Source organism: Roseimarinus sediminis, assembly GCF_050433125.1.
GTDB classification, from domain to species: domain Bacteria; phylum Bacteroidota; class Bacteroidia; order Bacteroidales; family Prolixibacteraceae; genus Roseimarinus; species Roseimarinus sediminis.
Genome location: NZ_JBNPXV010000013.1, coordinates 30,057 through 43,700, shown reverse-complemented (window position 1 = coordinate 43,700; position 13,644 = coordinate 30,057). Strand labels below are relative to the sequence as shown.

The following is a 13,644-nucleotide window of genomic DNA, read 5'->3' as shown; positions in this document are numbered from 1 at the left end:
AAAATACATGGATATACAAAATTTAAAGCCAGCAGGAATGGAGATCAAAGTTTTGGGTACTGGTTGCCCCAAGTGCAAGTCACTCGAGAAAGCAACCCTCGATGCAGTATCCCAAACAGGAATTGATGCCACCGTATCAAAAGTCGAAGACATTGTTGAAATTATGAATTATGGTGTAATGTCGACGCCCGCACTGGTAGTTAATGGAAAAGTTGTGCTAAAAGGACGTGTTCCCTCAGTTGACGAAATAAAATCTTTAATAAGCAAATAAACCAGTTACCATGATGAAAACTATTTTAATCGTAAGCGCAATGCTGTTAATGGCCATCACTCAGGTGAATGCCCAGTGTTGCAGCAGTGCAGCAGCAACCGTTAATTGTGCCACTGCCTGTGCCGAAGAAACTGCGCTGGCCCAGCATGCTGATGTTGCCGATGTTCAGGTGCTGTACTTTCATGCCACCAGGCGTTGTGCCACCTGCCAGGCAGTTGAGGACGAGACAGTGAAAACATTGAAGGAAGCATACAGCGACAAGGTGCCTTTCCAGTCGATTAATCGTGAAGAGGATAAGAAAAACCCCTTGATTAAGAAATACAAAATCAATGGTCAAACCCTGCTGGTCATTAAGGGCGATAAGGTGGTCAATCTGACCAACGATGCCTTTATGTATGCACGTACAAGTCCGGAGAAATTCAACGAAAAGTTAAAGGAAACCATCCAATCGATGTAGTAGCCAATGGAAGTTTTACAAAATTTCTTTGAAAACTCACAGTGGCCACTCCTGTCGGCTTTCGTGCTGGGACTGATGACTGCCATCAGTCCCTGCCCGCTGGCTACCAACATTACGGCCATTGGCTTTATCAGTAAAGACATTGAAAGCCGGCAAAGGGTGTTCTACAACGGACTGATCTATACCCTGGGTCGTGCCATTTCGTATACCACCATTGGCTTGCTGTTCTTCTTCGGTGCTGAACAGTTTCATCTTCAGAGCTTCTTTTCAGGCTGGGGGGAAAAACTGTTGGGTCCCTTGATGATAATTATAGGCTTGTTTATGCTGGGTGTGTTCAAGCGGATCAAAATTCCGGGCATGGGCTCATTGGCCGAAAAAATGGAAAATCGTTCACGAAGGGGTTATTGGGGAGCCCTGTTGCTTGGAATTGTTTTTGCCCTGGCCTTTTGCCCCTACAGCGGAGTGCTCTATTTTGGCATGCTGATTCCAATGACCATTGGCAGTGCATCGGGTTTGTATCTGCCCGTGGTATTTGCCCTGGCAACAGGAATTCCGGTGGTTTTGTTTGCCTGGTTCATTGCCTTCTCGGTGGGATCAATTGGCGGCATCTATAACAAACTAAAAGCTTTCGAATTGTGGTTTCGACGTGTGGTGGCCCTGCTGTTTATTGGCGTGGGGATCTACTTTGTGGTGATCTTTTTCCTGTAAGCATTAAAACGGTGAATTGAACGCTCAAATCAACAGGGCACTTTTGAAATAGCCGACATCCTTTTTTCAAATTTTTTTAATCAGATTATTCGTATTTCTACGAATAACGAATGATAGAACATGATCCTTTATTATGGAAACTAAGAAAGAAATTAAAATTCTGCTCTGGATCGCCCTGGTGTTTGGGGCCGCCTTCTTTATGCCCATCGAGAGTGCCCGTTTCAATACGGCCATAGCAGCGACCTTCGATTTGGTAAAATGGTATGCACGTGAGCATGTGGTATTGTGTCTGCTTCCGGCTTTTTTCATCGCAGGGGTGATTGCCATTTTCGTGAGTCAGGGTTCGGTGCTTAAATATTTTGGGGCCAATGCCAAAAAGTGGCTGGCTTATACCGTGGCTTCTGTTTCGGGAACGATACTGGCCGTGTGCTCCTGTACCATTTTGCCCTTGTTTTCGAGTATTTATAAGCGCGGTGCCGGTTTAGGCCCTGCCATCGCTTTTTTGTATTCGGGGCCGGCCATTAATATTCTGGCCATCATACTAACCGCCCGCATTCTGGGATTCGAGATGGGGCTTGCCCGTACCATTGGCGCGGTGGTGTTTAGCATCGTGATTGGTTCGGCCATGTCGATCATTTACCGCAAAGAAGAAAAGGTGAAAAAAGAAGAGCAGATGAACATTGTTCCCGAGCCGGAAAAACGGCCCATGTGGAAAACTTCGTTTCATTTTTTCACCCTGGTTTTAATTCTTGTTTTTGCCAACTGGGGTGCTCCCGGCGAAGGCGATACCAGCAGTGCCTGGTTTTACATCTGGGCTTACAAATGGTACATTACCGGATTCTTTGCTTTGTTTCTGGCCTGGTCGCTCATTTTTATTTTGAAAATTAAGTGGCAGTGGGTATTGGGAGCTGTTTTAGCCACTGTTGCCTCGGCGCTGCTGGCCACTGCGTTCATCCCAAATCCAAAGTTAAGTCCTTTACTTCCTGTATTGGTGGCCATTGCTGCACTGAGCGTGATAACACTTTACGACAAAAGGGATTCTGACAACAAGGAATGGACCCTTTCGGCCTGGGACTTTACAAAGCAAATTATGCCCATGTTGGCCATTGGTGTGGTAACTGCAGGCTTTTTGCTCGGATCGAACCACGACGATGTGAGTATTGCCGGGGTGATTCCCAATGAATGGATTACAACATTGGTTGGCGGAAATTCAGTTTTCTCCAACTTCTTTGCTTCCATCGTGGGGGCCTTTATGTACTTCGCGACCCTCACCGAAGTCCCCATTTTGCAGGGACTGATTGCTTCGGGCATGGGAAAGGGACCCGCTTTGGCCCTCTTGTTGGCCGGACCATCGCTTTCGCTGCCCAACATGCTGGTTATACGCGGTGTGTTGGGAAATCAGAAAACGGCTGTTTATGTGTTGCTGGTGATAATTATGGCCACCATTTCGGGAATGACCTACGGATCTTTGTTTTAATAGTGAAGAAAAATCAAAAACAATACTTAATCTCAACCTTAACCTTAGTCTTAGCCATCATCTGAATTTTTAAAACTATTAACTATGAAAACAACCGCATTAAGCTTCATTGGCGGAGGCCGGATAACCCGAATTATTCTTCAGGCCTTAGCCAATAAAAACAGAACTTTTGAAAAGGTATTGGTTTACGATATCGATACTGAAGTACTTGAAAAACTGAAAAAGCAGTTTCCGTCGGTACAGGTGGTCACGCTCGAAGAGGCAGCCAGCCAAAGCATGGTCTTCATGGCACTGCATCCGCCGGCAATAATGGAAATGCTTGAAAAAATTGAAACCCTGGTTTCAGACGAAGCTAGTGTAATTTCGCTGGCGCCTAAAATTTCGATCGGGAAAATTCAGTCGAAACTAAAGTGTAAAAACATTGCACGCATGATTCCCAACGCCACATCGTACATTAACGAAGGATTCAACCCTATAGCCTTTGCTTCCGGTTTCGATTCCTCCGAAAAGGCCGACCTGATGGGCTTGTTGTCGAATTTGGGAAGTGTTTTTGAAGTGAAGGAAAACCAGCTTGAAGCCTATGCGCTGGTTTCGGCCATGCTGCCTACCTATTTCTGGTTTCAGTGGGACGAAATGCTTCGCCTTGGATCGCAAATGGGCCTCACACCGCACGAAAGCTCCGAAGCCCTTGTGAAAACCCTCGAAGGCTCCATCAATCTGATGTTTCAAAGCGAGCTGAATTACACGGAGCTCACCGATCTGATTCCCGTAAAACCCATCGGTGAGCACGAAGCCGAAATTCGCGAAATCTACCGGGCAAAACTGATGGGCTTGTTTGAAAAGATCAGGCCGTAGTTCGTTAATTCAATGCTCTGGGAAAACATCAAGTGTTTAAAATTTAATGTCAAGTCTTTTTTTAAAAATCACTTGACATTTTTTGGGCAGGAACTTCAACAGTAAAATGAGTAGTGAAAATATGCTATGAAAAGCTGTTGTTTATGCGGTGGAGGCTGTTCATTTGCCAGCGGAAGTTTTCACCTTAAAAATAAGGGATGCTGAAGACAGATCCCTTATAATATTCTGATGTAAAGCAACTTATTTTATCTTGTTCACCGCCACCTTGTAGGTTGGGTCTTCAATGATATTCACATCGATGATGGCATTGGCATTGTGGAGGAGCTGACGGCAGTCGGCACTCAGGTGGCGCAGGTGCAACTTTTTACCAACTTTGTTGTAGCGCTCGGTGAGTTTATTCAGTGCTTCGATGCCCGACATGTCGGCAATCCGGCTTTCGGCAAAATCGATGATGACCTCATCGGGATCGTTTAACACATCGAACTTTTCGTTGAAAACTGCCGTGGAGCCAAAAAAGAGCGGCCCGTAAATTTCGTAATGCTTTACCCCCTTTTCATCGACATATTTTCTGGCCCTGATGCGCTTGGCATTGTCCCAGGCAAATACCAGGGCTGCAATAATTACCCCTATAAGTACGGCCAGAGCAAGGTTGTGCAGAAATACGGTAACCAGGGTCACCATTACCATCACAAAAATGTCGGATTTGGGCATGCGGTTAAAAGTACGCAGGCTGGCCCACTCAAAGGTTCCAATGGCCACCATAATCATCAGTCCGGTAAGTGCTGCCATGGGGAGTTTTTCAATCAATCCGGCACCAAACATGATGAAAACTAACAGCATTACTGCTGCAACAATGCCCGATAAGCGGGCCCGTGCTCCCGATGAGATGTTGATCAGGCTTTGTCCGATCATGGCACAGCCTCCCATTCCCGAAAACAAACCGGATAGAATATTGGCAGTTCCCTGGGCCACGGCTTCCTTGTTGCCGCGACCACGGGTTTCGGTAATTTCATCCACAATATTTAAAGTAAGCAGGCTTTCGATCAGTCCTACACCTGCCATGATTACGGCATAGGGGAAAATGGTAACAATCGAATCGATGGTAAAAGGTACTTTGGGAATGTGAAAAGGAGGAAAGCCGCCTTTAATCGAAGCCAGATCTCCCACTGTTTTGGTGTCGATATTAAAAACGGTAACCAGTCCAAAAATAACAAGTATGGCAGTAAGTGAAGCCGGTACCGCCTTGGTTAGTTTGGGCAGTCCCCAAATGATGAGCATGGTGAGCAACACCAGTCCGAGCAATAGGTAGAGTGGTGTTCCACTCAGCCAGTTTCCTGATGAATCTTTAAACTGTTCGAGTTGTGCCATGAAGATAATGATTGCCAGTCCGTTGACAAAACCAAAGATTACCGGGTGCGGTACCAGGCGCATGAATTTACCCAGCTTAAGTATTCCGGCCAGCATTTGAATAACTCCGGCCAGAATCACGGTAGCAAAAATGTATTCCGGACCATGGCTAAGGGCCAGAGAAGCGATTACCACGGCCACTGCTCCGGTAGCTCCTGAAATCATACCCGGGCGTCCTCCCAGAATGGAAGTAACCAGCCCAACAACAAATGCAGCATAAAGACCGGTTAGTGGCGACAGGCCGGCTATCAGGGCAAAGGCAATTGCTTCGGGGATTAAGGCCAGTGCTACGGTTAAACCCGAAAGAATTTCAGTTTTGTAATCTACTTTTTGTCTTAAATCGAACAGATTAAAGATTTTTCTCATGCTATAATTTTAAATCAATAGTTATTCCTGTCGTTGCAATTCGTGGCATCGACCTTTGTTTATAAATGTTCCTGTGATTTTCACCAGCATAGTTGCTGGTACCAATAGGTTAGTTATTTAAGGCGGGCGCAAAAGTAGACCGATCTTGTTGAGTTGCCAATTAAGTGAGGGCACAAACTTAAAATTTGATATTAAATTGACATCAAACTGCCGGCAAATAATCATTATATTTGACCTTTAGCAAAAAATTATGACCAAAGAAGAACGCAAGCTTTTAATCGAAATCATTCAGTCCGAGCAGGAAAAACTTAAAAAGAAAGTTGAAGATTTAAAGGAACTAAGCGGTTCGGTAACACCCGACGATGCCATTGGCCGTGTTTCGCGCATGGATGCCATTAACAACAACAGTATTGTAAAAGCCAGTATTAGTAATATGGAAAACCGGCTCGATCAGCTGGCAATGGCACAGCGAATGAGTAATGATCCTGATTTTGGTTCCTGTGCTTCGTGCCATCAGGAACTTCCTTTTGAGCGTTTGAAACTAAGACCCGAGATCAGGTTGTGTGCATCGTGCTTGAAACGTTGAAAAAAATTCAGATTGCTTCCTTTTGTTGCAGTTGATTCAACAAGGCATCTTTTTCTAAAAAGAATTGGAATTCGAACCAGATTTTTTCCTGAGAATAATTACCCGCTGATGATCGGAAAAAACAATTTCAAAGCCAAAATTTTTTGCCATCCAATCAAAAGTGTGTTCACTATAAAAGGATACGTGCGTTCGATCGCGGGAATAATACCACTTACTGAAATCCACCTTTTCGCTCCAGAAATCAGTCATTACAATGAGTAATCCCCCCGGGTTGAGCAGTTTGCTTATTTGCTGCATTTCCTTTTCAGGTTCAAAAAAATGCTCAAAGCATTCGGTGGCAAACAGATAATCGAAGGGGCCTTCGGACAGCTCGGGGAAGAAAAACGGATCAAAATTCATGCAGGCGAGTCCCTTTTTATTCAAGAGCTGACTTAAAACGGGAACCGGCCCGCAACCATAGTCCAACCCTTTGCTTTCAGGTAAAAGATAGGCCAATGCAGGATGAATTGCCTGCATTAGAAATCGGACATAGCCCTTGTCTTCGATGCTGTTGTTGTGTTCTTTATAACGTGCTTTCTCGTCTGTTTGACGGGGCAAATAATCTCTTTTGGCAAATACCAGCTTACAATGGGGGCATTTGTGTAAGGTACGATTCAACCGGTCGTTGATTTGTTCGAAAGGACCATCGTAATGACAAAGTTTGCAGTATGCCTTCATTCTAATTCTTTCTTTAAACTTGCTAAAGGCGCTGAATTTAGTGGTTTTTCTACTAAATAATAAGTTTTCGGACACGATGTTTTATATCAGATCGCAAGACGGTAAGTTGCTGTTGACGAAAATGGAAGATGGCATGCTTTCGTGTTTCCTGTCAGCTAAAATAACCATCATTTAACCTGACTTGTACCGGTTGATGTAGCTAAAACGTTAATTTTGTGAGGTTTTTCGAAATTAAAAATTTGGGGATGGGAAAGTTGTTCAGGATGAGTGAAAGGAAAAATTTTGTCTTAAAATACGCATTGCAGGCACTCCTGTCACTGCTTGTGTTGTTTGCATTGATCGTATTATTTAAAGAATTGTATTTTGACCACGATCCGGAATATTGGATTGAGAAATTCTATGGTAATAGTCTGATCATTCACCTTATTTACGTCGCTTCAGAAGTGTTTTTTGGCCTGCTTCCTCCTGAAATATTTATGTTCTGGGCCATCAAAGCGGGCGATACGGGCAGTTATATTCTCAATATTGTATTTTTTGCAGCGGTTTCGATGGGAGCCGGGCACCTGGCTTTTTGGGGCGGCCGATCACTCGCTCATATTTTGGGCAAAAGGGTGAAGAAAAAGCCTTTTATGACAAAATACCTGCCCATTGTAAATAAATTTGGTGGTTTAATCATCATTATCTCTGCGCTTACGCCACTTCCCTGGGCTACCATCTCACTGGTAATGGGTGCTATGGAATACCAATACCGGAAATATTCCCTGTTTAGCCTGGCGCGTATCGTGCGCTTTGCACTGAATGGCTTCCTGATTTTTCAGTCAGGATCACTGCTATTTTAATCAAAAATCTTCGAGCCCTCAATCAATCTTACATTTTTGCTGTTAATACTAAAAAGTGATTTTTATTATATTGGCCGGTCAAATTTTGGATCGTAAATCGGATTGTTTGGTATATGGAGTTGGATATTCTTTCTTTAATGTTTGTGTCGGGGCTTGCTTTGTTTTTTCAGGCCGTCTTCCTCTACTTCTTATCAGCAGAACATAAACGTTACGGGGGCTTGAAAGAATGGACCCTGGGAATTGTATTGTTGTCGCTGGGTTTATTTGTATTGTATCTGAGGTCGCTTCCCGAATGGGAGTTGTTTTCCATCCTCCTGAGCAATGTATTGTTAATTGGCGGGCTGCTTTTGATGTTTTTGGGTTCGATAAGATTTCTGAAGGCTCATTTTAATCAAAATATCTTATGGTTAATCTATGTACTTTTTCTTCTTTCGATTGTATATTTCACCCTGATTAACGAGAATCTCAATTGCCGGGTCATTTTGTTTTCATTGGTGGCTGCTATATTCTATTCGCTTATGGGGTGGGTGTTCCTGCGATTTCACACAGCCAATTTTAAACGACCAGCCATTGTTTTGTCGTTGATCTTTTTTCTAAATGCACTTATTTTTACATTTCGTTTTTTGTACCATCTTAAATTCAATAGTATAGCTTCAATTTTTGAGAATGGAACCGTACAGGTTATTACCTATCTGACACCGGCGGTTTTTGGTATATTATGGAATTTTATACTGATCATCATTATCAATCAGCGTTTGTATGGCGAAGTAAGTGAGCAGTCGGCTGAGCTAAAAAAGATGAATGCAGAAAAAGACCGCTTTTTTGCCATTCTTGCACACGATTTACGTGGTCCGTTTGCATCTGTATTGAATTTAAGTAGTTTGCTGGCCGATAAGAATCAAAAACTACCTTCGGAACAATATAAACAAATAGCAAGCAGCCTTGAAAAAACGGCCATCTCGACCAGCAATTTGTTGGAGAACCTGCTCGAATGGTCAGGTTTTTCGAGGGGAACGAGCATCTTTGCCCCGCTTGAATTTGCTTTTGGCGATGTGATGAATCCTACAATTTCCAGTCTGAAGGACTATGCCAAAGCAAAAAATATTCAACTGAATAACGAAATTGACGATCGCTTAAAAATTGTAGCAGATGAACGGATGTTTCAAATGCTTTTCAGGAACCTGGTGGGCAATGCAATCAAGTTCACTCCGGCCAATGGATCAATCAAACTTACGCATAAGCATGAAAGTGATGGTTCAGTACTTTTTGCAATTCATGATACAGGCATCGGAATGGAGCAGCAAATGGTTGATACTCTTTTTACCTTTGATAGTAAAAACAGTCGAAGGGGAACCGATGGGGAGGCAAGCAGTGGATTGGGACTTCAGCTGTGCAGGGAAATAGCCGAAAGGCATAATGGAAAAATATGGGTTGAAAGCACCGAGAACCTGGGATCAACCTTTTTCTTCAAATTGGGAACTCAACTGCGCTGATTTTTTTATAAAACTTAACACAAAATTTATTCATAAGAAATATAAATGACGTATGTTTGCGACATTAAACATTGTGCCATGATAAAGAAAGAAGTATTCGATAATGAATTGCAGGACCTTGCACTGTTTGCCAAAGTGCTTTCGCATCCTGCGCGTCTGGCCATTTTGAAATTTCTGGCCGAAAGTAAAACCTGCATTTCGGGTGATATTTCGGATCAGCTGCCCTTAAGCAGGACTACTGTTTCACAGCATCTTAGCGAGTTAAAAAAAATTGGGCTCATACATGGCGAAATTGAAGGAACCAGGGTGAATTACTGCTTGTGTTCCTCGTCAATTTCCAGTTATATTGAAAAGATGGAGCGCTTCTTTTCACCCATTAATAACAGTGACATCAGTTGTGAGACCAATAATGTCCATTGTAAATAATCTCTAAATTGAAAACAACATGAAAGTACTTATTTTATGTACCGGTAACAGTTGCCGCAGTCAGATGGCTCACGGTTTTCTTCAGTCATTCGACGAGCGGATTGAGGTAGCCTCGGCAGGTACCGAAGCGTCGGGACAGCTCAATGCAAAGGCAGTGAAAGCAATGATGGAAATTGGCATCGACATCAGTCGGCACACATCCGATTCGGTTGAAATGTATCTCGACCAGGAGTGGGATTTTGTAATTACCGTTTGTGGTGGTGCCAACGAAAACTGCCCTGCTTTTCTGGGAAAAGTGAAACATCGTTTGCACATTGGCTTCGACGATCCCTCGCATGCTACCGGGACCGACGAGTTCATATGGAGTGAATTCATCAGGGTGCGTGATGAGATTAAGGAAGCATTTCATCGTCTTTACACCGAACAAATTAAGCCGCAGCTATGAATCCGTCCGATTTAAAATTAATTGTCAGGGAAAAATACGATCAGGTGGCCAGAACAACTGGTGCCGATTCTGCTGCTTGTTGTGGAGGTTCAGCCTGTTGTGGCGATCAGGGCCTGAGTATGATTGGTGATGAATATCAGAATGTGGAAGGACATGTAGCTGACGCCGACTTTGGGTTGGGATGTGGAATCCCTACCGAATATGCCGGAATTGCAAAGGGTGATCATGTACTCGATTTGGGCAGTGGAGCAGGCAACGACGTGTTTGTTGCACGCGCACTGGTGGGCGAAAGCGGGTCGGTTACCGGCATCGATTTTACTACTTCGATGATCGAAAAGGCAAGAGCCAACAACCTGAAAATGGGCTACAGCAATGTGGAATTTGTTCAGGGCGATATCGAAGAGATGCCATTTGAAGCCAGTCGTTTTGACGTGGTGGTCAGTAATTGCGTACTAAATCTGGTACCCGACAAAAATAAGGCGATGGCTGAAATCTTTCGGGTGCTAAAACCCGGAGGTCATTTTTGTATTTCAGATGTGGTGCTCGATGGAGAACTGCCTGAAGCATTGAAACAGGCTGCTACCTTGTATGCAGGTTGTGTTTCGGGGGCCATTGCAAAGGATGCTTACCTTGAAATAGTCAGAACAAATGCTTTCTCTGATCTCAAAGAGCACAAACTACGCGAAATAGTATTGCCCGACGAGCTGTTGCTGGAATATCTTTCATCGGAAGAAGTGAAAGAATTCAGGAAAAGCAAGGCGGGAATCTATAGTATTACCCTGGCTGCATCGAAGTAAAAAAGTTCATTTATAAACAAACAACAAGGCTTTTCGTCGTTTTAACAAATCGCAAATGGCAAAAGAAAATAAGAGAATCGGATTTTTTGAAAAATACCTTTCGCTGTGGGTTGCCCTGTGTATTGGTGCCGGTATTTTAATAGGAAATACAGCAGGCGAAAGTGTTCAGTTTTTAAGTAAACTCGAGCTATACAAGGTAAATATACCTGTGGCGATTCTGGTTTGGCTGATGATTTATCCCATGATGCTTCAGGTCGATTTCTCGAGCATTCGAAAGGTGGGCAGGCAGCCCAAAGGACTCGTATTGACACTGGTTGTTAACTGGTTAATCAAACCATTCACCATGGCCTTTTTTGCCTGGATTTTCTTTACAAAAATTTATGCTGCTTTTATTCAGCCCGAGCTGGCCGGCGAATACATAGCCGGTGCCATTTTGCTGGGGGCAGCACCATGTACGGCCATGGTGTTTGTGTGGAGCTATCTTAGCAATGGTGATCCCAATTACACGCTGGTGCAGGTATCGGTGAACGACCTGATAATTCTGGTCGCTTTTGTTCCGATTGTTGGCTTGTTGCTTGGAATTACCAATGTGGTCATTCCTTACGACACTCTGGTGGCCAGCGTGGTGGTGTTTGTGGTGGTACCCTTGTTTGCCGGCTATCTGACCCACAAGATACTGATCAGGCGAAAAGGTGAAAGCTGGTTCAAAGAAAGCTTTCTTCCCCGTTTCAAGCCGGTTTCGATCATTGCTTTGTTACTGACCCTGATTTTGCTCTTTGCTTTTCAGGGCGACATCATCACCGACAATCCGCTGATTATTTTGCTGATTGCCGTTCCGCTGGTGCTACAAACCTATTTCATTTTTTTCATTACATGGTTTGGCGGGCGCAAGTTAAAGCTACCGCATGCAATTTGCTCTCCGGCGGCCATGATTGGTGCCAGCAATTTCTTCGAACTGGCTGTGGCTGTTGCTATTGCGCTTTTTGGCTTGCAATCGCCGGCAGCCCTGGTTACGGTAGTAGGCGTTCTGGTCGAGGTACCGGTAATGCTCTCGCTGGTTGCGCTGGCCAATCGCTGGAAATATTAGTACAAGCCCCTGTTGCCTGGTCAACGATCGAATTTCATCAACAGTTTTCCTTCAGCTTTGATTCTTTAACTGGTTGGAAAGGTTTGTTCCTTCGTGTGCAATCACTTATTTTTGGGAATTAACATTTATTCTGAAAATAGAAAACATGAACCGCATTGTACTTTTCGTTTTACTGGCTTTACTGGCTGGTAGCTGTGTTAGTAAGGAGCAGCAAAAACCAACACTTTATCTGATTGGCGATTCAACTGTTAAAAACGGACGTGGTGATGGTTCCGGCGGCCTTTGGGGCTGGGGCGATCCACTTGTTCAGTATTTTGACACTACAAAAATCGATGTAAAGAATCATGCACGTGGCGGTACGAGCAGTCGAACCTACCGTTCACTGGGCCTCTGGAACGAGGTGCTCGAAAAGCTGCAGCCAGGCGATTATGTGTTGATGCAGTTTGGACACAACGATTCGGGAGCCTTAAACGATTCACTTCGGGCTCGCGGAACCATTAAAGGGGTGGGTGATGAAAGTGAAGCGATAGTCAACCTGCTGACCGGAGAACATGAGGTGGTTCACAGCTACGGCTGGTACATGCGCCAATTCATTCAGGAAGTGAAAAGCAAAGGAGCCCGGCCAGTCATTATAGCACCCATTCCGCGCAATAAATGGGAAAACGGCAAGGTACCGCGTAATGATAACAGCTACGGCGGATGGGCGCGTGAAGTGGCCGAAAGCGAAAGCATTCCTTTTATTGATTTGAATGAAAAACTGGCTGCAGCCATGGAAGTGCTCGGAGAAGAGCAGGTAACAGGTCAGTTGTTTTTTCAACATGATCATACGCATACTACTGCAAAAGGAGCCATTGTGGCTGCTTCGAAAGTAGTTGAAGGTCTGAAAGAACTTGATCATCGCTTGGTAAGCTACCTTTACGAAGCGCCTGAAATCAATTTTCCGGTGAAAAAGAAGGTATTTCTGATTGGCGATTCAACAGTAGCCAATGGTAAAGACAGCATCATAGGCTGGGGACGTGAATTGCCTCATTTTTTCGATACCACCCGGGTCGAAATTATTAATAAGGCCCGTGGAGGTCGCAGTACACGCAGCTATACCTACGAAGGTTTATGGAATGAAGTATTGGATCAACTTGAAAAGGGGGATTACCTGTTGATTCAGTTTGGTCACAATGAAAGCGGGAATCTGAATAAACCAAAATTCAGAGGCTCTTTAAAAGGTATTGGTGATGAAGCGGAAGAAATTATTCGTACCGACGATGGTCAGCCCGAAACCGTTCATACCTATGGATGGTATCTGAAAATGTTTACTGAGAAGGCGCAGGCAAAGGGGGTTGAAGTAGTTATTCTGTCACAAATTCCCCGCAACATCTGGATTGATGGAACAGTAAAACGTGAAAACGACAACTATGCAGGCTGGGCGCGTGAAGCAGCTGGTGAGGCAGGTGCTTTTTTCCTCGACCTGCACAACACGGTGGCGCTTAAATATGAAGCGATGGGTCATGATGCAGTACAGCAGTTCTTTCCCGGCGATCATACCCATACCAATGAACGCGGTGCCCGTTTGAATGCCCGTACAGTAGCTGAGTTGCTTAAAAACCTGAAGTCGTGTAGCCTGAATGGCTATGTCGATCGGTCAAAACTCAGGTAATGTGCAAATAAAATGTTCGTAAAGTAAATTTCTGAACAGTAGCGATAGTAGCTAAGCGATTA

At 44.2% G+C, this 13,644-nt stretch carries 15 protein-coding genes; 13 read left to right on the top strand and 2 right to left on the bottom strand.

What is annotated here, in order from left to right; translation table 11 throughout:
- Positions 1-7 precede the first annotated feature (7 nt).
- The 5 genes from FHS86_RS15280 to FHS86_RS15260 all read left to right on the top strand — a co-directional run bounded on the left by FHS86_RS15280 (position 8) and on the right by FHS86_RS15260 (position 3,768).
- Entirely contained in the window at positions 8-271 is a 264-nt protein-coding gene (locus FHS86_RS15280; RefSeq protein WP_429415574.1) for a thioredoxin family protein, read from the top strand.
- Between the two features lie 10 nt (positions 272-281).
- The gene (locus FHS86_RS15275; protein WP_429415571.1) at positions 282-728 is read left to right on the top strand and encodes a nitrophenyl compound nitroreductase subunit ArsF family protein; all 447 of its coding nucleotides are present in this window, start codon (positions 282-284) and stop codon (positions 726-728) included.
- Positions 729-734: 6 nt separating this feature from the next.
- Positions 735-1,436: an aromatic aminobenezylarsenical efflux permease ArsG family transporter gene (locus tag FHS86_RS15270; RefSeq protein WP_429415568.1), complete on the top strand. Its 702-nt coding sequence runs from the start codon at positions 735-737 to the stop codon at positions 1,434-1,436.
- A gap of 133 nt (positions 1,437-1,569) precedes the next feature.
- Complete coding sequence (locus FHS86_RS15265; protein ID WP_429415566.1) at positions 1,570-2,913, top strand: permease; 1,344 nt, start codon at positions 1,570-1,572, stop codon at positions 2,911-2,913.
- Between the two features lie 84 nt (positions 2,914-2,997).
- Positions 2,998-3,768, top strand: a complete 771-nt coding sequence (locus tag FHS86_RS15260) for a pyrroline-5-carboxylate reductase family protein (RefSeq protein ID WP_429415563.1) — start codon at positions 2,998-3,000, stop codon at positions 3,766-3,768.
- A 240-nt stretch (positions 3,769-4,008) separates the two neighbouring features.
- On the opposite strand, the gene FHS86_RS15255 is transcribed toward FHS86_RS15260, so the two are convergent.
- Positions 4,009-5,541, bottom strand: coding sequence for a SulP family inorganic anion transporter (locus FHS86_RS15255; protein WP_429415560.1), 1,533 nt, complete (start codon positions 5,539-5,541; stop codon positions 4,009-4,011).
- Between the two features lie 250 nt (positions 5,542-5,791).
- Between FHS86_RS15255 and FHS86_RS15250 the strand changes: the two genes are divergently transcribed.
- Positions 5,792-6,127 carry a TraR/DksA family transcriptional regulator gene (locus tag FHS86_RS15250; protein ID WP_429415557.1) on the top strand — a complete coding sequence of 112 codons (336 nt, stop codon included), beginning with the start codon at positions 5,792-5,794 and terminating at the stop codon, positions 6,125-6,127.
- 54 nt (positions 6,128-6,181) lie between these two features.
- On the opposite strand, the gene FHS86_RS15245 is transcribed toward FHS86_RS15250, so the two are convergent.
- The gene (locus FHS86_RS15245; protein WP_429415554.1) at positions 6,182-6,844 is read right to left on the bottom strand and encodes a class I SAM-dependent methyltransferase; all 663 of its coding nucleotides are present in this window, start codon (positions 6,842-6,844) and stop codon (positions 6,182-6,184) included.
- Positions 6,845-7,089: 245 nt separating this feature from the next.
- Here FHS86_RS15245 and FHS86_RS15240 point away from each other — a divergent pair, with 245 nt between their 5' ends.
- The 7 genes from FHS86_RS15240 to FHS86_RS15210 all read left to right on the top strand — a co-directional run bounded on the left by FHS86_RS15240 (position 7,090) and on the right by FHS86_RS15210 (position 13,582).
- Positions 7,090-7,683, top strand: coding sequence for a hypothetical protein (locus tag FHS86_RS15240; protein WP_429415551.1), 594 nt, complete (start codon positions 7,090-7,092; stop codon positions 7,681-7,683).
- Between the two features lie 113 nt (positions 7,684-7,796).
- Positions 7,797-9,176, top strand: coding sequence for a sensor histidine kinase (locus FHS86_RS15235; protein ID WP_429415548.1), 1,380 nt, complete (start codon positions 7,797-7,799; stop codon positions 9,174-9,176).
- Between the two features lie 78 nt (positions 9,177-9,254).
- Positions 9,255-9,602 (top strand): ArsR/SmtB family transcription factor, encoded by a 348-nt coding sequence (locus tag FHS86_RS15230; protein WP_429415545.1) that lies wholly within the window; start codon positions 9,255-9,257, stop codon positions 9,600-9,602.
- Positions 9,603-9,621: 19 nt separating this feature from the next.
- The gene (locus FHS86_RS15225; RefSeq protein WP_429415542.1) at positions 9,622-10,047 is read left to right on the top strand and encodes an arsenate reductase ArsC; all 426 of its coding nucleotides are present in this window, start codon (positions 9,622-9,624) and stop codon (positions 10,045-10,047) included.
- The gene (arsM, locus tag FHS86_RS15220) at positions 10,044-10,844 is read left to right on the top strand and encodes an arsenite methyltransferase (RefSeq protein ID WP_429415539.1); all 801 of its coding nucleotides are present in this window, start codon (positions 10,044-10,046) and stop codon (positions 10,842-10,844) included. Before FHS86_RS15225 ends, arsM begins: the two co-directional genes overlap by 4 nt.
- Positions 10,845-10,899: 55 nt before the next feature.
- Positions 10,900-11,931, top strand: a complete 1,032-nt coding sequence (arsB, locus tag FHS86_RS15215; RefSeq protein WP_429415536.1) for an ACR3 family arsenite efflux transporter — start codon at positions 10,900-10,902, stop codon at positions 11,929-11,931.
- Between the two features lie 145 nt (positions 11,932-12,076).
- Entirely contained in the window at positions 12,077-13,582 is a 1,506-nt protein-coding gene (locus FHS86_RS15210; RefSeq protein WP_429415533.1) for a rhamnogalacturonan acetylesterase, read from the top strand.
- Positions 13,583-13,644: the final 62 nt, after the last annotated feature.